Source organism: Ensifer sp. LC11, assembly GCF_001695835.1.
Classification (GTDB): domain Bacteria; phylum Pseudomonadota; class Alphaproteobacteria; order Rhizobiales; family Rhizobiaceae; genus Ensifer.
The window spans coordinates 15,187-34,150 of record NZ_MBSO01000004.1; the positions used below are offsets into that span (position 1 = coordinate 15,187).

The window sequence follows — 18,964 nt, forward strand, 5'->3', positions numbered from 1 at the left end:
CGCGCCACACGCGGATCCCATTGACAGGTTGGACATGACAAAGCAGCCCTCCTCGCTGACCTCGATCGCCAGCATCGTCACTTCGATGACGGCGGTGGCGATCGGCAACGGCATGATGCTCGCCTATGTACCCTTTGCGCTGACGCGCTCGGACGCGCCGGACTGGGTGCCGGGTGCTGCCGTCACCATGATCGCCTTCGGCGGGCTGATCGGCTGCGTCATCGCCGGACCGATGATCCGCCGCGTCGGCCATGCGCGCGCGTTCTCCTGCTCGATGGCACTCGTCATCCTCTCGGCGCTGGCGATCGCCCTCGGCATGCACCCGCTTGTCTGGGTGCTTGCCCGCGGCCTTTACGGTGCATCCGGCAACACCAATTTCATCATCGCCCAAAGCTGGCTCAATCATGCGAGCCAAAATCACTGGCGCGGCAAGGCGATGGCGCTGTTCTACATGGCCTATGTCATCGGGCTTGGCACCGGCGCGTGGCTGTTCGGGCAGATCCCGGCCGACGGCAATCTGCCGCCGCTCGTCACCATCTTCTTCACGGCCCTTGCCCTCCTGCCGATCGGGCTGACGCGGCTGCCGACGCCGCCGGCGCCTGCAAAGGTCAGCATCGACATCCCGATGGTCTGGCGCAGTTCGCCGGTCGCCTTCATCGGCGTGCTTGCCGCCGGCGGTCTGTCGATGGTGGTTCAGGGCTTCACGCCGATCTATGCGGCCGCCAACAACGTCAGCCAGACCGACGTTGCCAACCTGATGTTCGTCATGCAGTTCGGCTTGATCGCCATCCAGTATCCGATGGGAACGCTGTCTGATCGGATCGACCGGCGCCTCGTGCTGATCGGCACCTGCCTGTTGATCCTCGCCGCCGGTTTCTTCGCGCTCTCGGCGTCCTTCGGCAATCTGCTCCTCTTGATGCTGGTCTTCGCGCTCTTTGCCGGCGCGGTCGAGACCGTCTATTCGATCGCCAATGCGCACGCCAACGACCGCACGGATCCTTCGGATTTCGTGCCGCTTGCCAGTACCATGCTGGTCGCCTGGTCGGCCGCCGCAACAGTGGTGCCGTTGCTGGTGACGCTGCTGATGCCGGTCTTTGGACCGCGCACGTTCATCTATGCGGCGATGGCGGTTGCGGCCCTCTATGCGCTCTTCGTACTGGCGCGGCTGAAGAAACGGGACGAGGTTCCGGTGGCCGAGCGCGAGGGCTTCGAGATCAGGAGTGCGCAGGTGCCGAATGCCGGCGCTCTCGTCGAGGCAGAGGCGAGCGCCGAATAGCCCGATTTATAGTGAACGAAGCCTTCATTTCCCGCTTTGCGGCGGTTGAAGGCACTGCTATATGCGGCCCATGAGCACAACATCTTCGAAGACGCCCCTTTCGCATATCCGCAACTTCTCGATCGTGGCCCACATCGACCACGGCAAGTCGACGCTTGCCGACCGGCTGATCCAGTCCACCGGCGGCCTCGCCGAGCGCGAGATGTCCGAGCAGGTGCTCGACAGCATGGATATCGAGCGCGAGCGCGGCATCACCATCAAGGCCCAGACGGTGCGCCTGCACTACAAGGCCAATGATGGCGAAACCTATGTGCTGAACCTGATCGACACGCCCGGCCACGTCGACTTCGCCTATGAGGTCTCGCGCTCGCTGTCGGCCTGCGAAGGCTCGCTGCTCGTCGTCGACGCATCCCAGGGCGTGGAAGCCCAGACGCTCGCCAACGTCTACCAGGCGATCGACAACAACCACGAACTCGTCACCGTGCTCAACAAGATCGACCTGCCGGCGGCCGAACCCGACCGCATCAAGGAGCAGATCGAGGAAGTGATCGGCATCGACGCCTCGGACGCAGTCTTGATCTCGGCGAAGACCGGCCTCGGCATCCCTGATGTGCTCGAAGCGATCGTCACCAAGCTGCCGGCGCCGAAAAGCGACGGCGGCGATACGGCCCCCCTGAAGGCGCTGCTCGTCGACAGCTGGTACGACACCTATCTCGGCGTCATGGTTCTCGTGCGCATCATCGACGGCACGCTGAAAAAGGGCATGACCATCCGCATGATGGGCACCGACGCCAAGTACACGATCGAACGCGTCGGCGTCTTGACGCCGAAGATGGTGGCGATGGATGCGCTTGGGCCCGGCGAGATCGGCTTCATCACCGCCTCGATCAAGGAAGTAGCCGATACCCGCGTCGGCGACACCATCACCGAGGACAAGCGCCCGACCGACAAGGCACTGCCGGGCTTCAAGCCGGCGCAGCCGGTGGTCTTCTGCGGCCTCTTCCCGGTTGACGCCGCCGACTTCGAAGACCTGCGCTCGGCGATGGGCAAGCTGCGCCTCAACGACGCGTCGTTCTCGTTCGAAATGGAATCGTCGGCAGCGCTCGGCTTCGGCTTCCGCTGCGGCTTCCTCGGCCTCTTGCACCTCGAAATCATCCAGGAACGCCTCGAGCGCGAGTTCGACCTCGACCTGATCGCGACAGCCCCTTCGGTCGTCTACAAGCTGTTCATGACCGATGGCTCGGAGCGCGAGCTGCACAACCCGGCCGACATGCCCGACGTGGTCAAGATCGCCGAAATCCACGAGCCGTGGATCCGCGCGACGATCCTGACGCCCGACGACTACCTCGGCGGCATCCTCAAACTCTGCCAGGACCGCCGCGGCATCCAGATCGAGCTGACTTATGTCGGCACCCGCGCGATGCTGACCTATGACCTGCCACTCAACGAAGTGGTGTTCGATTTCTACGACCGTCTGAAGTCGATCTCGAAGGGCTATGCCTCGTTCGACTACCAGATCACCGAGCACAAGGAAGGCAACCTTGTGAAGATGTCGATCCTCGTCAACGGCGAGCCGGTCGACGCGCTGTCGATGATGGTGCACCGGATGGCGGCGGAAAAGCGCGGCCGCGAAATGTGCGAGAAGCTCAAGGAGCTGATCCCGAAGCACATGTTCAAGATCCCGATCCAGGCGGCGATCGGCGGCAACGTCATTGCCCGCGAAACCATCTCGGCGCTGCGCAAGGACGTGACGGCCAAGTGCTACGGCGGCGACGCCACCCGTAAGCGCAAGCTGCTCGAAAAACAGAAGGCCGGCAAGAAGCGCATGCGCCAGTTCGGCAAGGTGGAGATCCCGCAGGAAGCCTTCATCGCCGCGCTCAAGATGGGCGACGAGTAAGGGCCACGTGCAGGTTTCGACGTTTTGGAGAGGGCGGCCTTCGGGTCGCCCTTTTTTCATTTGAACCTCCACTCGAGTGAGGCCTTGTGATCGTGAGGACCTTTGGTGTCAAAGGATGTCCGCCGAGGCTAACTAGTAACTGCGCCCTGCCGACACCGGGGACCTCGGGGTTCGTGCTTGGATCCTCGGGTCAAGCCCGAGGATGACATTGGAGGGGAGAAACGGCGCTGGTGGAAGTCCACTGTCGCCCTGCGCAGATAAACCTGGCCTCTCGCTCGTTCGAAGGATGAATATCCGCGCGCACATCACTCTTTCTCAGGTCGCAATATCCCTACGGTCGTCATCCTCGGGCTTGACCCGAGGATCCAAGCACAAGCAACCTGCCAGTCATGGCCGGATTCGTTTACATCGTTACGAACCATAAGCGAGGGACACTCTACATCGGTGTCACCTCAGATCTCGAACGTCGCATCTTCGAGCATCGGGAAGGACTGACGCCAGGATTTGCATCGAAGTACGGTTGCGCCCAGCTCGTCTGGTACGAAGAACATCTTCAAATTGGCACGGCTATCCAGCGTGAGAAGTCGCTCAAGCGCTGGTACCGGCAGTGGAAAATCGAGCTGATCGAGACCATGAACCCGGATTGGCGCGATCTGTATTTCGAGCTTCAGTGAGCTTGTGTATGGATCCTCGGGTCAAGCCCGAGGATGACAACAAAGAGGGTGGCGGCACCGCTGTCACAGGGGTGGTCGCACGCAGATCCTTCTCAGCGCCTACCGTTTCGCTTCCGCGGTTGGAGCGCCCGGCCGCGACGCAACTACCCGGCCCGCGACGCCTATTCCGGCAATCTCTTCGGCAGCCAGAGCCAGGCGACGATGCCCAGTGCGAGCAGCGACAGACCGCCAACACCGGCCGCGACATGCAGGCCCGCAACGAAGGCTTCCTTGGCCTGCAGGATGGTTTCAGAGGCGAGGCCCGGATGATCGAGCGTTTCGTTGAGCGTTCCCGCCACGCCGGGGCCGAAGAGGCGGAAGCTGAGTGCCGCCAGCGAACCGAGAAGCGTGATACCGAGCGCATTGCCGAGTTCGTTGCTGGTCTCGGCGATCGAACCCGCCGCACCGGCACGTTCGGCGGGAACGGCCGACACCGCGACCTCCGCCACGAGGCTGAAGGAGAGGCCATAGCCGATGCCCGCAACCACGGTCGAGGCGATGAAGGCGGCGACGCCGGCGTGCGTGGTGGTAAACAGCAGCAGGAAGACACCTGATGCGATCAGGAAATGCGTCGCAACGAGCGCATTCTTGCGGCCGATCTGCTCAACGATGCGGGCCGTGCCGACGCAGGTGGCCATGAGCACGATGGCGCCCGGCAAGGTCACCAGCGCTGCGGTAAAGACGTCGAAACCCAGCACCGACTGCAGATAGATCCCTGAGAGATAGCCGACGGCGGACCAGACGACCAACGGCAGGAGGCCAGTGAGGATGGCGATGGAAAAGATCCGATCTCGGAAGAGTCCGAGGTCCAGCAGCGGGTACGCGATCCGCGTTTGCCGGCGCAGAAACAACGCAATCGCCAAGACGCCGACGATCCCGGCGGTGGACTGAAGCACGGTGAAGCCGTAGGCAGCAGCGCTCTTGAGCGAGTAGGTGAGCATCAGAATGCCGGCAAAGGACAGCACGAGGCTCGGCAGGTCGATACGGCCATAGGTCGTGGAGCGCACTTCGCGAAGCAGGACCGATGCGACGATCAGGAAGCCGAACACGACGGGAACATTGATCAGGAACACGACGCCCCACTCAAGCCGCTGCAACAGTAAACCGCCGATGAGGGGTCCGATGGCGAAGCCGGCCGCAAACGTGGCCGCGAAGATGCCGATCGCCTGGGCGCGCTGTCGCGGATCGGGAAACAGCGCGCTGACGATCGCGAGCCCCGAGGGCAGCAAGGTCGCGCCGCCGAGCCCCATCAGCGCCCGCGCGGCGATCAGCGCCATCGGCGACTGCGAATAGGCGGCGGCGAGCGATCCTGCGCCGAAGATCACGGCACCGACCATGATCAGTTTCAACCGCCCATAGCGGTCGCCGATATTGCCGAAAGCGATCAGCAGCGACCCGACCACGAAGCCGTAGATATCGAGGATCCAGAGCGCCTGGTCGGCTGTGGGCATGAGGGCCGAGGTCACACGCGGCATGGCGAGATAGAGGATGGAGCCGTCCATGGCCACGAGCAGCACGAGGGGCAACACGGCCATCAGACCCAGCCATGCGCTTCGGTCTGTGGAGCTTGGAAGTGAAGTGTCCGTCATCGGGCATGATTCCTTTACAAACGGCATGCGCAGGCATGCCGCTTCGGCCGCCGGTAGGTCAGGCGGGCAGATGGTTGCGGTTGGAGGTTCTATTCTATATACTTAAGGTAAGTTACTTTTGGTATATAGTGATGTCAAGCCTGATGGAAAAGAGTCCGGTCACCGCCAAACGCGTTCGTCTCACTCGTGAGCAGCGGCTAAGCCAGCTGCTTGATGTGGCCTGGAGGCTCGTTCGCGAAGAGGGCACCGACGCGCTGACGCTGCCGCGCCTGGCCGAAGAGGCGGCCGTCGCCAAGCCGGTCGTCTATGATCATTTCGGCACGCGCAACGGTCTGCTCGCAGCCCTCTATCAGGATTTCGACGGACGCCAGACGGTGGTGATGGACGCTGCAACTGCGGCAAGCGAGCCGACGCTGGAGGGAACCGCGAGAAACATCGCCTCCTCCTATGTCGAGTGCGTGCTGGCGCAAGGCCGCGAGATCCCCGGCGTGCTGGCGTCACTCGCCGGCTCGCCGGAACTTGCGACCGTCAAGCGGACCTATCAGCTGGTCTACATCGAGAAGTGCCGAAAGGTGTTGAGCCGGTTCACGGGACAGAGGGGCATCGCGCCGGCGGGCTTCTGGGCAATGCTTGGTGCAGCTGATGGCCTCTCCAATGCTGCGGCGGCGGGAGACATTGCGCCCAAAGAGGCAGAAGACGAGCTTTACGAGACGATCGTTGCCATGGTGAACAGAAGCGGCCGCTGACGCGGCACGCCCCGGGCCGCAGGATCCGCCTTACGCTTCCGCAAGAAAATACCGCTTCCAAACACGATCCACGAGCGTCCCGTCATTGAGCGGCACGGCCTTGTCGACCTTGTAGTCGACGAAACCCATCTTGCCGTAATAGGCAAGTCCACCGGTATTGTCGGCGCGGATGGTGGCGTTGAGCGCCTTGAGGCCGATCGAGCGGGCATAGTCGCAGGTGGCTTTGAACAGTGCCGTACCGGCACCGGTCACCTTGTTGCCGGGGCGGGAGAAGGTGCCGATGTCGGCCCAGTCCTCGGGTATTCCATCCCAGCGGTCGAGCGCCTGGAAAGCGCAGGGCTCGCCGGTCTCGTCCTCGGCGACAAAGCAGCTGACGAAGCCGGGACCGGCGAGATAGTGCTCGACAAAGCCTTCGGGCGTGAACGGCGTCTGGTGCGCGGTGGTGCCGCCGATCCGGATGATCTCGTTGAGGAAGGCGCACAGAACAGGTGCATCATCGGGCCGCGCCGGGCGCACTTGGATCGTCTTCGTCTCGCTCGTCATGAAAAGGTCGTCCTCCCGAAATTGTCTCAAGTCGTCGAGTGCCGCAGCGGGCGCGCCGGGTTGCCGACAACCGTCGCGCCGGCGGGCACGTCCTTCGTCACCACCGAGCCCGCGCCGACGATCACACCGTCGCCAATCGTCACGCCGCCAAGGATGATCGCGCCGCCGCCGATCCAGACATCGGCGCCGATCGTCACTAGGCGGGCGACTTCGAGGCCCTGGCTGCGGAGCACGGCGTCCTTGTGGTGCTCGGCGCAATAGATTTGCACGCTCGGCCCGAGCATCGTCCCCTCGCCGATCGTCACGGTGCCGCTATCGAGGATCGTGCAGCCGGCATTGAGATAGACCCGGGCGCTGAGACGGATGTTGATGCCGTAGGAGCAATGAAACGGCGCCTCGATGACAACGTCATCCGCAACCGCGCCAAGCAGCGCGCGCAGCGCCGGCGCCATGTTTCCGCGTTCGCCCGGCGGCATGGTGTTGTGCTGGTGGACCGCTTCGCGAGCCGTCAGCCGCAGGCGATCAAGCTCGTCATCGAGGCATGAATACCATTCGCCCATCGCCATTTTTTCGCGTTCGCTGGCGGTCACGCTTTTGCCTTTGCTTCGGCCGCTACGCGCCGTGCCAGGCTTTCAGGCGGCCACATGGTCTTCATGTCGTAGTAGATCTCGAAGGCCGGAGCGCCGCCTTCGAGCGACAGCCACTGAACCTTGGAGCGGGTGAAAATATGTGCATCCGGCGGGAAGTCCGAAGGACGGTCGAGGCTTGCAATCCGGAGGAAGGAGAGCCAGCCGCGCCGGCCATAATCGCTCCACAGCGCCGTCTGACATTCAGGGCAGCGGTAGACGTCGTGCGGGCGGCCGCTGTCGGTGGGCAGCGTGACGACGACGGGCTCGCCCTCGGTGAGCGCGATGTTCTCTCGTTCGATCACACCGTTGACGACGAAGGCGCTGCCGACCTGGCGCTGGCAATCGCTGCAGTGGCAGCAATTGACGAACATCGGTGCGGCCTTCAGCCGATAGCGGATTTTGCCGCAGAAGCAGCCACCGCCAAAATCCTTGTCCATCAGCAGGCCTCCTCCAGCATATCGTCGCTCGAGACAGTGCCAGTGACACTGCCGCGCCTGACGGTGGCGACCCAGGCACGCGCCAGGGCCAGGCCGGCGGCATTGGCCTTCTCGCCATATCTGCGCGCATGGGCAGGGTACTGCGCCAGCCAGGTGGGGTCGAGCCGATTGATGGTCTGCGGAAACGAGCGGTTCCAATCCTCGACAAGGTCAGTGTCGGCTTCGAAATGGAACTGCGTGCCATAGGCGGCGCGACCGACACGAAACGCCTGATGCCGGGTCACGTCATTTTCGGCAAGGTGTACGGCGCCGTCGGGCAGCGTGAAGGTATCGCCGTGCCATTGGAATATCGGGAAACTTTCGCCGACGCTTGCCAGCACCGGATCGCTCTGTCCTTCGCTGCGAACGCGAACGTCGCACCAGCCGAACTCCCTGGCCTCGCCCAGCAGATTGCGCGCGCCGTATGCGCGTGCCAGAAGCTGGCTGCCGAGGCAGATGCCCAGCACCGACCGCTCGCTGTCACCGAAGCGGCGCATCAGCGCTGCAAGCTTCGGGAGGTAGGGGAAGGCCTCGTCGTCGAGCGCGCTCTGTTCGCCGCCGAGCACCACCAGCGCATCGAAGCCGTCCGGCCCCTCCGGCACCGGGTCCCCGGCATAGGCGCGGCGAACCTCGACCTCGGCCTTCACTTCGCGAAGTGCCGTGCCGACCTGGCCGAGCTCCGTCTTCGCCATGTTTTCCACCACCAGCACCCGCATCATGATCTTCCCTTTGCCGTCTGGGCGAAAGATTGATCACGACATGCGACCCGGTTCAAGAGGCGAGCGTTCAACGGGCGCGCGCGGACACCTCGCTCCCGGCCGAAAGCATCCGGGCCTTGACTTCCGCGCCAAACTTTCCGACCTTCCTGATATCATGATGCTTGCGATTTCTTCCCTTCGCTGCTTCCGGGTGTGCCCGATCGCAGGAACCTGACCCCAGCCCGGATGCTTGCGCTCTCCGGGTCCGGGGAGCCTTTCGCGTCGGTAGAAGAAATTTCTGAACGCGGCTGAACGAGCGCCGAATCTCCAGAAAATTGAATTCGCGTGCGCCCGCAGACGCAGAGGCGCCACGACCGAACATGGCAGGTCACATCATGGCGGCATCCCGCAAGACACTTCCCCCCATCATCATCAATGCCGAAGATCACAAGCGGCTGACGGCGCTGGCTTCGTCTGCACTCGAACGCGTGCCCGAGGTGGCCGAGGCGCTGCTGTCCGAACTCGATCGCGCGCGCATCGGCGCGTCGGACGCGCTGCCCGCCGATAGCGTTCAGATGGGCTCGACCGTTGCTTTCGAGGCCGACAACGGTTTCGCCAAGCAGGTGACGCTCGTCTATCCCGGCGAGGCCGATATCGAGGCCGGGCGGATCTCGGTGCTGACGCCGATCGGTGCGGCGCTGATCGGCCTGTCCGTCGGGCAGTCGATCGACTGGCAGGACCGGTCGGGCAAGATCCATCGCATGACCATTCGCAGCGTGACGACCCAAGCAATTCCAGGAAAAGTATGAAACGGCTTTCCGTCCGGAATTGCGTATTCCTTGAAGGTTGCCTGACATGCGTCGCGCAATGCGCCGCCTGCAAAAACGGGGAGGCCGGATTTTCACCGCCTCCCCGCTTCCCTGACCGTCTATCGATCAGAACTGCTTGCCGAGCTTGGCGTCGACCGACTGGCTGTTGGCGCCGCGGATGGCAAAGAAGAACAGGATCGCGGCCCAGAGGATCGACTTCTCGGCACCGAAGAGGCCTTCGCCCTGTACGATGCCGTGGAAGTAGACGGTGACGAGCAGAACGATCATGCCGGCAAAGGCGGCCGGACGTGTCAGGAGGCCGATCGCGATCAGGATACCGCCGAAGAACTCCGTGGCGGCCAGAAGCGGCGACCAGAAGACGCCCGGATAGAAGCCGAGCCCCTCAACCATGCCAACGGTGCCGAAGGGGTCGGTGATCTTGCCGAAGCCATGGACCGCGAGCAGGGCGCCGGCCAAAACGCGCAACAGCGTCTCGGCGAAGGTGTCGAGCGGCAGGTAGATCTTCTGAAGCGCCGGCAGGATGGCGCGCGGGCGGGAACTGGAAGCGGTGACGTCGGTCATGAAGGGCCTCTCCGGCGGTTGGGGTGCGACAATTTGTGCCATGCCGCAATGTCTCGCCGCGACGCCCGGGCAATGCAAGCTACCGCCCGATAAAAACATGACTAAATTTGTTGACAATTACGTGAGTGCGACGTGAGCGTGCACGCCGCCGTGGTTGTTTCCCCCCGGCGCTCTCGGTATGGTCGCCGCTCCGACACAGATCCGAGAGCCGCCCGATGGACCCAAAGCCACGCATCACCATCCTCTATTGCACCCAGTGCAACTGGCTCCTGCGTGCCGGCTGGATGGCGCAGGAACTGCTGCAAACCTTCGGGCAGTCGCTCGGCGAAGTGGCGCTCATTCCCGGTACCGGCGGCAATTTCGAGATCCGCGTCAACGACGAACTCGTCTGGGAGCGCAAACGTGACGGCGGCTTCCCTGGTCCGAAAGAACTGAAGCAGCGCATCCGCGACATTATCGAGCCGGAGCGCGATCTCGGCCACACGGACAGGAGCTGATCCTGGATTTCGGAATTCTCGCCGGCGTCTTTTCCGCCGCGTTCCTGTCAGCAACACTGCTCTTTGGCATGTCGGAGGCGGCAATCGTCGCGGCCGCCCTGCACGGAGAGGCTGATCGCACCGCCCTCTTCCTTGCAGCGACGTTCGGCAACGTGCTTGGCGCCGCCGTCAATTTCGCGCTGGGGCGTTTTCTGATCCGCTTCGAAGGACGGCGTTGGTTTCCCGTTTCCCCTGCCGCACGAAAAAAGGCGGAGGCGCTCTTTGCCCGCTATGGGCAGCCGGTGCTGCTGCTTTCCTGGATGCCCGTTATCGGCGACCCGCTGACGCTGGTCGCAGGCCTGCTGCGCATGAAGCTGCCGCTGTTCCTGCTCTTCGTCACGATCGGCAAGGCGGCGCGTTATGCGGTCGTGCTCTACCTGACGCCGTAGTATCGGGCGCTTCGCGCGACGGCTCAGCTATGGGCGAAGATGTCGGTCTCGTCCCAGCCGAGCAGGTCGAGCTTAGAGCGCGTCGGCAGGAAGGCGAAGCAAGCTTCGGCATGTTCCATGCGGCCATCGCGCAGAAGGCGGGCCGTCAGCTTGTCGCGCAGCGCATGCAGGTGAAGAACATCGGAAGCCGCATATTCGAGCTGTGCCGGCGACAGGATCTCGGCTGCCCAGTCGGATGACTGCTGCTGCTTGGAGATGTCGACGTCGAGCATTTCCTTGAGATTGTCCTTGAGGCCGTGGCGGTCCGTATAGGTTCGCGTCAGCCGCGAGGCGATCTTGGTGCAGAAGACCGGCGTCGTGGTCACACCGAAGGTGTGGAACAGCACGGCGATATCAAAGCGTCCGAAATGAAAGATCTTCTGGCGAGCCGGATCAGCAAGCATGGCGACGAGGTTCGGCGCTTGCCTCTGGCCGGCAGCGATGCGGATCACGTCGGCGGTACCGTCGCCCGGCGACAGCTGCACGACACAGAGACGGTCGCGGCGGGGAATGAGGCCGAGCGTTTCGGTGTCGATCGCGATCGCGCCGGTATAGCGAGCAGCGTCAGCCGCGGGGATGTCGCCTTCATGGAACCGTATTGCATTCGCCATCGAAAATCCCCAGATCAAACGCAGTGGTGTGGCCTATAGCGCAAGTTTGGCGCCGGCGATACCGTTGTCATATTCTGCCCGCTGGCTGCCCTTCGAAAGTCTCGACGATGACGTCCTTTCACCACGCACTCGCCCTTTCCACGCTCGCGCTGGCCATCGGGCTGTCTGCCGTGCCGGCAGCGGCACAGACCTACCGTGACCTGCCCGGCGTGCGCCAGATGGATCCGCTGAATGGCGCCGGCGACAAGGTCGTCTGCGAGCAGACCTTCGTCGACCGCAACTATCCGTTCGAATCGACCGCTCGCGGCCGTCCCATCTACGACACGATCTACAATTGCCGCCGCGGTGACGGGCCCGTCTTCCAGGGCAGCGACCTGCCGCCGTCCCTCTACCGGCAGAAGCGCGGGCTCGGTTACTGAGGCGCCCCGTATCTGGACGCTTGGCAAGGTGTCGATTTCTTCCTAGCCTGAAGGCAGGGAAGCGGAGGCCTCACTCCGCCGGGGAGAAACGATGTCCGATACAAAGGCCGACAACAGGCCGCTTGCCATCAGTGCACCGGCACCACGCACGCTCGAGCTGATCTTCACGCCGGAAGCGCTCAAGGAGCTCAATCGGCGCTACCGCATCATCGAAGCGGACCCGGACAATATCGCCGGTCTTGGTGACGATGTGCTGGCACAGGCCCGTTACATCATCGGCCAGCCGCCGCTCGACCACGCCACCCTCCAGCGCATGGGCAAGCTCAGGGCGATCCTGAACGTTGAAAGCAACCTGATCAACAACATGCCCTACGAGGTGCTGTTCGAACGCGGCATCCATGTGGTGACCACCGGCCAGGTCTTTGCCGAGCCGGTGGCCGAACTGGGGCTCGCGATGGCCTTGAACATCGCTCGCGGCATCGTCGACGCCGACCTCGCCTTTCGCGAGGGCAGCGAGCTCTGGGGTGGCGACGGCAACCGCTCGGCGCGCCTGCTATCCGGCTCCGACATCGGTATCATCGGCTTCGGCGACCTCGGCAGGGCGCTGAACCGCGTACTTTCAGGCTTTCGTGCCCAGATCCGGGTCTTCGACCCCTGGATGCCGGCTTCGATCCTTAGGGATAATGGCGTCGAGCCGGCCTCGCTCGAAACCGTGCTGGAAGAGAGCGATTTCGTTTTCGTCGTCGCCTCGGTCACCAGCGAGAACGAGGGCTTTCTCGGCGAGAGGGCCTTTGCCCGCATGCGTCCCGGCGCCGCGTTCATTCTGCTCAGCCGCGCCGGCGTCGTCGATTTCGACGCACTGATGGCGGCGGTTGCTCGTGGGCACATCGTCGCGGCGAGCGACGTGTTTCCGCAGGAGCCGTTGCCGCTTGACCACCCGGTCCGCAAGCTGCCGGGTTTTCTGCGCTCGGCCCATCGGGCTGGCGCGCTCGACAGCGCGTTCAAGAAGATGGGCGACATGGTGCTCGAGGACATGGACCTGATGGATCGCAATCTGCCGCCCATGCGCTGCAAGCGCGCCGAACGCGAAACGGTCGCCCGCATGCGCTCGAAGCCGGTGACCGTGAACTGAGCCAGCGGTTTTTCGCGGGTGATTTCGGCGGGGTCGTGCATCCCGCCGATTAACATGTTTTATGGTAATCACATGTAGGCTCTCAACGCAGCGACGGTGTGCATGACCGGCACACGCAACAGTCGCTGGAACAGTTCAATCCGCCGTGTAGAGCGAAACCAGAGGCCCGCAATGGCAGACAAGGCGCCCGCCGCTCGACAAAGCAGAACCGGCGACGGCTGGAACAGTTCGCTTCGCTCACTGTTCAGCCTGGTTATGGTCGCCATGCTGATCGCCGTTTCCGCGATCCTCGTCGGCCTCGACTACAACCGCTCGCGCGCTGCCGCGATCGCCGATGCCGAAGCCAATATGCGCGGCTTCATGAGCCGGCTGGTCGACCGGCTAGGCGTGCTTTCGGGCGATACCTCCGCGCTCGTCAGCCTCGTCTCCTCGGTCGCCAATTCGTTCCTCGTGCCGCCACCGGAACGGATGAACGACAAGGTGGCGGTCCTGCGCGAGGGCATCACCCGTTCGCCACATATCGACGGGGTCTATGTCGGTTATCCCAGTGGTGCTTTCTTCCAGATGGTCGACCTGAAGCAGGTCGCCTGGCGCATGGCGCTCGATGCCCCGCGCGGGGCAGCCACTGCCGTGCGCTCGATGGAAAGGGACGCAAGCGGCACCCCCCTCCAGCGCGTGCTCTTTCTGGACAAGGACGGCACGCAATTCTCCGAGCGGCTCGTGCCCCCCTCAGACTTCGACCCGCGAACCAGGCCCTGGTATCGAGCCGCCGTCAACGGAAAGGCTGCGGTCTCGACCGGCCCTTACGAAAGTGCCGCGACCGAAACGCTCGGAATGACGATCTCGCAAGCCCATCGCGGCAATCCTGAGATCGTCATCGGCGCCGACGTGATCCTCGATACGATCACCGATTTCCTTGCCCGCGAGCGGCTGACGAGCGGTTCCGTTTCGTTCATCCTCGATGCCGTCGGGCGACCGATCATCCACTCGGACCGGGTGATGATGCGGCGCATCATGGCTGCGAAGGACAAGGATAGTCCGATCGTGCAGGCCGAGAGCGATCCCTTGATCCAGAGCATCCGGCTCCACCCGCCAGCACCCGGCAAGGCCGAGTTCGTGGAAGTCGGAGACCGAACCTATCTCGTCATGGTGACGCCGCTCGAATCCGCGCTGCTGCTCTCCGGCAATCGCGCCGTGGTGGCCGCGCCGCTCGACGAACTGATGGCGGAGGCCAACCAGACCCTCGTGCAGGGACTGGCGATTTCCGGAGCAGTCGTGGCGCTGGCCGTGCTCGCCTCACTGGTGCTTGCGCATCTGATCACCCAGGGGCTCAACCAGCTCACCGCCAGCGCCAACCGGCTGCAGGACCTCGATTTTACGACACCCATCGATGTCTCGTCACATGTCAGCGAAATCTCGACGCTCGGTGGCGCGATGAACAGGGCGCGCGACGCCATCTTCACCTTCGCGCTCTATGTGCCGAAGGAACTGGTGCGCAAGGGCATCGAATCCGGCCACTTCAGCGGCCGCTCCGCCTGGCGCCAGGAAGTAACCGCGCTCTTCACCGACATCTACGATTTCACCACGCTCAGCGAACGGCATTCGCCGGAAGAGGTCGTGGCGATGCTTTCGGAATATTTCGACATCTTCAGCGAAACCGTCGGCGAACACGACGGTACGATCATCCAGTTCCTCGGCGATTCGGTGTTTGCGATGTGGAACGCGCCGGCACCGGACGACAGGCATGCCGAGCACGCCTGTCGCTGCGCGCTGGCTGTGCAGCAACGGCTCAGTGTCTTCAACGAGGCACAGCGAGAGAAGGGACTGCCGGAGTTCCGGACCCGCTTCGGCATTCACACCGGTACTGCCGTCGTCGGCAATGTCGGCGCCAGGGAGCGGCTGCAGTATACGGCCATGGGCGATACGGTGAACGTCGCTTCCCGTCTCGAAGGCATGAACAAGAGCTACGACACGACGATCATGGCAAGCGGCGCGGTCGTTGCCCAGGCCGGCGAGGCCATCCACTTCCGGCCGCTCGGTTCGGCGCAGGCGAAGGGCCGCGCGACCGCGCTCGATATCTACGAGGTGCTGGGCGCGGAACCGGAAGAAAAGGCAGCCGTGGACATGCCGGCAGCCAAGCCGGACGGCCCGCAGAGCGGGGAAAGCATGTGAGCGGCCTCAGGAGCCGACGCTGCGGCGCGATCGGGTGACCCAGCGAATACCGGCGACGACGGCAAAGGCGAGCAGCGGCCAGACGGCCCAGAACACGCCGCGCCACGTCAGCAGGTTGATCGTCAGCAGCACCAGCCCGGCAAGCGCCAGCACGCCAATGCCACGATCCATCCATGGGTTCTGCTTGAGCCAGGCAAGGCCCCAAAGGATGCCAAGGCCAAGCAGTGGCCAGATGGACCAGAAGGCGTCGTTCCAGGTCAGAAGATTGAGCGCGACCAACCCCGCAGCAATGATGGTAAGTGCAGGAAGTGATCCACGTCTGGCCGCCGCCACCTTTCCGCCGGCTGCGGACGATCCGGCGCCGGCGCGGGCTGATCCCGGTGCGGCCGTGCCGTTGGAGCGGCCGAATCCCGAAATGCCGATCGCCGGCCGGGCGTCGGCCGTACCGATGCGCACTGCGTAGCTCGGCACGCCGCCGTCGATGTTCTTGACCTCGAGGGCTCCGAGAAAATCGAAGCCGACGGCGACCTTGTTGCGCACCTGATCATAGACGGTATTGGAGATGACGATGCCGCCGGCGGGCGCAGAGGCCTGCAGGCGCGCGGCGACGTTGACGCCGTCGCCATAAAGATCGTCGCCTTCGGCAATCACGTCGCCGAGATTGATACCGATGCGAAACAGCATCTGCTCTTCAACAGGGCACTTGGCGTTGCGGCCAGCCAGTTCGTTCTGTACGTCGATTGCCGCGCGCAACGCCTCCACGACGCTCGGAAACTCAGCGATCAGGCCGTCGCCCCAGGTGTTGACGACACGGCCATGATGCGCCTCGATCAGCCGCCCCATGGCGTCGCGGTGGCGCTTCAACGTGGCGAGCGTGCCTTCCTCGTCGGCGCGCATCAGCCGCGTGTAGTCCTGGACGTCCGCGGAGAATATGGTCGTCAGCTTGCGACGTGTTTCTGACATCGCCTGGTCCTCGCTCAAGATCCGCCACCGCGGACGGTCGCGTTGTCGCCGGCCAAGCTGCGCCGCAGTCGCCCGCAGCCTTGGTGGCGTTGCCGCCCTCCGGCCTCCCACTTTATCCTACGCACAGCAATATCGATACGACGGCTCATAGCTTCAAGTTATGCGTGCGCCAAAAACGTGCTTTCAGGTCCTGCGACTGATCGAATGCAGCAAAAATAGACAAGGTGAGCTTGCGTTACAGCGCGGCCGCGCCCGCGTTTGGATCAGGGCAATCGGAAGGGATCAACGAGAACGCGTGCAAGTTCTTTCTCAGGAGAAATCCGTAGCTGACGGACGAAAGCTCTCCCCGGTCGAAATAGGGCTTCCGCACCGATGAAACAGGTGACAAACAAGACCCATCCGATGACGAGGTAAAAGCACAATCGATAAGCGGTTGGATACGCCAGGAGATAGCCCGCGCCCGTGAGCCAGGCGTAGATCGCAGCGATCGCAGCAGCGGATCCGCCGACGTAGCAAACCCAATAGGTGAACGACAGCGACCGTTCGCCACGAAATAGCCCGAGCAAGCCCGCCATCGCTCCTCCTCCTCAGCAGTAACGTCAGGAACAACCCTGCGCAGAAAAATGCAAGCAGAAATTGGAAAGGCGGCCTTGGGCCTGGCGTGAGCGTCAGCGCAGTCCGGTGATGAATGGTCACCCCGGTTTGTCGGCGCGTCGTGAAGGGGCAAGGCCCGAAACGGTCCGCGCTCATCCACGCCGAAGGCCACTTTGGCTTGCCCGCAACAAGCGACCGAAGGGCAGTGATTTTGCCGCAAAACACAGGCGGCGCCTGGCGACCAACCGCCCCCTGCAAGCCTGGGTATCTCCAAGTTCCGGAAACGAAAAAACCCCGGCGAACCGGGGTTTTTCAAAACCAAATCAAGGATTTGGCTTGGGAATTTGGTGCCCAGAAGAGGACTCGAACCTCCACACCCTTGCGAGTACCAGCACCTGAAGCTGGCGCGTCTACCAATTCCGCCATCTGGGCGACGAGCGGGGATGTAAAAGGCTCGGACCGAAGTGTCAACAGGCATTTTGAAGTTTTCGTGTCGGTGAGCAAAAAACTCAGTTCGAAGCCGTTTTTGCCCACTGCCGGATTGTGGATAGACCGGTCGCCAGCAGCACCTCGGCCTCTTCCACCGTCTCCGCTTCGACATAGCAACGCATCTCGGGCGCGTTTCCGGAGGGGCGGAAATGGATGATCCGGCCATCATCGAGTGTCACTCTGAGCCCGTCGATGTCGCTGACCGCAATCGGTCGACCGATTGGCGCCAGGAATACCGCGAGTTTTGCCTCGCTCGCGCGCAGGTGTGCCATAAGTCTGGAGCTAGTTTCGACCGCGAAGTTTTCCAGCCGGTCGCTGAGCGCAACCGGAAGCCGATAGGAAGCGGCAAGGGCCGAAAGCGAGAGCTTTGCACCGGCCGCTGCGGCCAGCGTTGCGACAATGGGCAGGAAGCTGTCTCGTGTCGGGAGCGCTGCGAGCTCCCCACCGTTGACGACGAAAGCGCTTGCGGTCAGTGTGCCGCCATTGGCCTCGAAGCCGGCAACGTTCGCAGCCCCCTCTTTCAACGCTTGCTGCATCCCGGCGATCACGAAGGGCGAGCCGACGCGGGTCCGCACGATGGAAAGCCTGCGCTCCAGGCCGGAATTCGACGTAACCGGCGTGACGGCCCGTGTCGCTCCGAGGAAGCTGCAGGCAATCAACCCCAACAGGTCGCCGCGCAACGGCAATCCGTTCTCATCGGCAACCAGCGGCCGGTCTCCATCGCCGTCCGCCGATACGATTGCATCGAGCCGGTGCTCCCGCGCCCAGCCCTGAAGCCGTTCGACGGTCTCGGCGGAAACCGCTTCCGTATCAACGGGAACGAAATGTTCCGATCGCCCGAGGGCAACGACATCGGCACCGAAGAACGCCAGCAGCCCGGCAATCAGATCCCGGGCGACCGTGCTGTGCTGGTATACACCGACCTTGAGACCGGAAAGGGTACCTTTCGGCAGCAATGTCCGGTTCCTCTCAAGGAAAAGCTCAGCGGCTTGCGCGGCATGATCCTCACCGATGCCGGCATCTGCGACGGGCGCAATCTGATGCGCGATCCCATCCGCGATCTGGCTGATCGCCACTTCATCAGTCTTGTCGATCTCGCCGTCCGGCCGATAAAACTTGATGCCGTTGCGATCGGCCGGGATATGCGAACCGGTGATCATCAGGCCAGCGGCCCCATTTGCCAGGCCGTAAAGCGCCAGTGCCGGCGTCGGCACCGTGCCGCAATCCAGCACGCGCAGCCCTTCGCGCGACAACGCCGCGGCGCAGACAGCGGCAATCTCCGGGCTCGAATCACGAAAATCCCGCGCAATCAGGATCGGATCGCCCGGCTTGCTATGCCCGGATGTAACCAGATACCGGGCAAAGGCCGTGGCATACCGGGCCGAGGGTTCTCCTTTCAGCTCCTCAGAAAGACCACGCAGGCCGCTGGTACCAAAGTTCAAATGCATCGCGTTCCTCACCGGCATCAAAACAATCGGGCAAGAATCACGGGTGACATGACCGAAGGACAAGCGCATCCTATGGCATGGTCCCCGTAGGTCCGCCGATTTATGGATCGAACATACAGAAATTCAAAGTGTGGCGGCAATCTTTGCGCGTAGGACGGCGCGCAGCGTTGGCGAGACGGCGAGCGAGCGGAAGCCCATCGGTTTCGGTCGCGGA

Annotated in this window: 20 protein-coding genes and 1 tRNA gene; 10 read left to right on the forward strand and 11 right to left on the reverse strand. The window is 63.2% G+C overall.

Features of this window, described 5'->3' with window-relative positions; genetic code table 11:
* The first annotated feature begins 34 nt into the window (after positions 1-34).
* From BBX50_RS02820 to BBX50_RS02830, 3 genes are all read left to right on the forward strand, one after another.
* The gene (locus BBX50_RS02820) at positions 35-1,276 is read left to right on the forward strand and encodes an MFS transporter (protein WP_065773818.1); all 1,242 of its coding nucleotides are present in this window, start codon (positions 35-37) and stop codon (positions 1,274-1,276) included.
* Positions 1,277-1,337: 61 nt separating this feature from the next.
* Complete coding sequence (gene lepA / locus BBX50_RS02825) at positions 1,338-3,173, forward strand: translation elongation factor 4 (protein WP_065773819.1); 1,836 nt, start codon at positions 1,338-1,340, stop codon at positions 3,171-3,173.
* A 389-nt stretch (positions 3,174-3,562) separates the two neighbouring features.
* Positions 3,563-3,847: a GIY-YIG nuclease family protein gene (locus tag BBX50_RS02830; protein ID WP_065773820.1), complete on the forward strand. Its 285-nt coding sequence runs from the start codon at positions 3,563-3,565 to the stop codon at positions 3,845-3,847.
* A 161-nt stretch (positions 3,848-4,008) separates the two neighbouring features.
* Here BBX50_RS02830 and BBX50_RS02835 read toward each other — a convergent pair whose 3' ends face one another.
* A complete protein-coding gene (locus tag BBX50_RS02835; RefSeq protein ID WP_065773821.1) occupies positions 4,009-5,475 on the reverse strand; it encodes an MFS transporter in 1,467 nt (488 codons plus the stop codon).
* A gap of 143 nt (positions 5,476-5,618) precedes the next feature.
* Here BBX50_RS02835 and BBX50_RS02840 point away from each other — a divergent pair, with 143 nt between their 5' ends.
* Positions 5,619-6,221, forward strand: a complete 603-nt coding sequence (locus BBX50_RS02840) for a helix-turn-helix domain-containing protein (RefSeq protein ID WP_244513266.1) — start codon at positions 5,619-5,621, stop codon at positions 6,219-6,221.
* A 30-nt stretch (positions 6,222-6,251) separates the two neighbouring features.
* Here the strand turns inward: BBX50_RS02840 and BBX50_RS02845 are convergent, their stop codons facing one another.
* Genes BBX50_RS02845 through BBX50_RS02860 form a run of 4 tightly spaced genes read right to left on the reverse strand, consistent with a single transcriptional unit; the run spans position 6,252 to position 8,585 of the window.
* Positions 6,252-6,764, reverse strand: a complete 513-nt coding sequence (locus BBX50_RS02845; RefSeq protein ID WP_065773823.1) for a GNAT family protein — start codon at positions 6,762-6,764, stop codon at positions 6,252-6,254.
* A 26-nt stretch (positions 6,765-6,790) separates the two neighbouring features.
* A complete protein-coding gene (locus BBX50_RS02850) occupies positions 6,791-7,354 on the reverse strand; it encodes a sugar O-acetyltransferase (protein ID WP_065773824.1) in 564 nt (187 codons plus the stop codon).
* A complete protein-coding gene (locus BBX50_RS02855) occupies positions 7,351-7,830 on the reverse strand; it encodes a GFA family protein (RefSeq protein ID WP_065773825.1) in 480 nt (159 codons plus the stop codon). Before BBX50_RS02855 ends, BBX50_RS02850 begins: the two co-directional genes overlap by 4 nt.
* Complete coding sequence (locus tag BBX50_RS02860) at positions 7,830-8,585, reverse strand: type 1 glutamine amidotransferase (RefSeq protein WP_065773826.1); 756 nt, start codon at positions 8,583-8,585, stop codon at positions 7,830-7,832. The genes BBX50_RS02855 and BBX50_RS02860 overlap by 1 nt, the downstream gene beginning before the upstream one ends.
* A gap of 377 nt (positions 8,586-8,962) precedes the next feature.
* Between BBX50_RS02860 and rnk the strand changes: the two genes are divergently transcribed.
* Positions 8,963-9,376: a nucleoside diphosphate kinase regulator gene (gene rnk, locus BBX50_RS02865; protein ID WP_065773965.1), complete on the forward strand. Its 414-nt coding sequence runs from the start codon at positions 8,963-8,965 to the stop codon at positions 9,374-9,376.
* A gap of 126 nt (positions 9,377-9,502) precedes the next feature.
* Here rnk and BBX50_RS02870 read toward each other — a convergent pair whose 3' ends face one another.
* Complete coding sequence (locus tag BBX50_RS02870) at positions 9,503-9,958, reverse strand: DoxX family protein (protein ID WP_065773827.1); 456 nt, start codon at positions 9,956-9,958, stop codon at positions 9,503-9,505.
* 215 nt (positions 9,959-10,173) lie between these two features.
* On the opposite strand from BBX50_RS02870, the gene BBX50_RS02875 reads away from it, so the two are divergent.
* Together BBX50_RS02875 and BBX50_RS02880 are read left to right on the forward strand one after the other, a co-directional pair.
* Complete coding sequence (locus BBX50_RS02875; RefSeq protein WP_065773828.1) at positions 10,174-10,455, forward strand: SelT/SelW/SelH family protein; 282 nt, start codon at positions 10,174-10,176, stop codon at positions 10,453-10,455.
* Positions 10,456-10,538: 83 nt separating this feature from the next.
* The gene (locus BBX50_RS02880; protein WP_065773966.1) at positions 10,539-10,883 is read left to right on the forward strand and encodes a YqaA family protein; all 345 of its coding nucleotides are present in this window, start codon (positions 10,539-10,541) and stop codon (positions 10,881-10,883) included.
* 23 nt (positions 10,884-10,906) lie between these two features.
* Here the strand turns inward: BBX50_RS02880 and BBX50_RS02885 are convergent, their stop codons facing one another.
* On the reverse strand, positions 10,907-11,533 hold the full coding sequence (locus tag BBX50_RS02885) for a ribonuclease D (protein ID WP_065773829.1): 627 nt from the start codon (positions 11,531-11,533) through the stop codon (positions 10,907-10,909).
* A gap of 107 nt (positions 11,534-11,640) precedes the next feature.
* Between BBX50_RS02885 and BBX50_RS02890 the strand changes: the two genes are divergently transcribed.
* The 3 genes from BBX50_RS02890 to BBX50_RS02900 all read left to right on the forward strand — a co-directional run bounded on the left by BBX50_RS02890 (position 11,641) and on the right by BBX50_RS02900 (position 15,256).
* Positions 11,641-11,952 (forward strand): hypothetical protein, encoded by a 312-nt coding sequence (locus BBX50_RS02890; RefSeq protein ID WP_065773830.1) that lies wholly within the window; start codon positions 11,641-11,643, stop codon positions 11,950-11,952.
* A 91-nt stretch (positions 11,953-12,043) separates the two neighbouring features.
* On the forward strand, positions 12,044-13,084 hold the full coding sequence (locus BBX50_RS02895) for a hydroxyacid dehydrogenase (protein WP_065773831.1): 1,041 nt from the start codon (positions 12,044-12,046) through the stop codon (positions 13,082-13,084).
* 171 nt (positions 13,085-13,255) lie between these two features.
* A complete protein-coding gene (locus tag BBX50_RS02900; RefSeq protein ID WP_065773832.1) occupies positions 13,256-15,256 on the forward strand; it encodes an adenylate/guanylate cyclase domain-containing protein in 2,001 nt (666 codons plus the stop codon).
* A gap of 6 nt (positions 15,257-15,262) precedes the next feature.
* Here BBX50_RS02900 and BBX50_RS02905 read toward each other — a convergent pair whose 3' ends face one another.
* The 4 genes from BBX50_RS02905 to BBX50_RS02920 all read right to left on the reverse strand — a co-directional run bounded on the left by BBX50_RS02905 (position 15,263) and on the right by BBX50_RS02920 (position 18,750).
* Positions 15,263-16,219 carry an adenylate/guanylate cyclase domain-containing protein gene (locus BBX50_RS02905; protein ID WP_065773833.1) on the reverse strand — a complete coding sequence of 319 codons (957 nt, stop codon included), beginning with the start codon at positions 16,217-16,219 and terminating at the stop codon, positions 15,263-15,265.
* A gap of 263 nt (positions 16,220-16,482) precedes the next feature.
* A complete protein-coding gene (locus BBX50_RS02910) occupies positions 16,483-16,794 on the reverse strand; it encodes a hypothetical protein (protein ID WP_065773834.1) in 312 nt (103 codons plus the stop codon).
* A gap of 364 nt (positions 16,795-17,158) precedes the next feature.
* A tRNA-Leu gene (locus BBX50_RS02915) sits at positions 17,159-17,245 on the reverse strand.
* A 77-nt stretch (positions 17,246-17,322) separates the two neighbouring features.
* Positions 17,323-18,750: a phosphomannomutase gene (locus tag BBX50_RS02920; RefSeq protein ID WP_065773835.1), complete on the reverse strand. Its 1,428-nt coding sequence runs from the start codon at positions 18,748-18,750 to the stop codon at positions 17,323-17,325.
* Positions 18,751-18,964 lie beyond the last annotated feature (214 nt).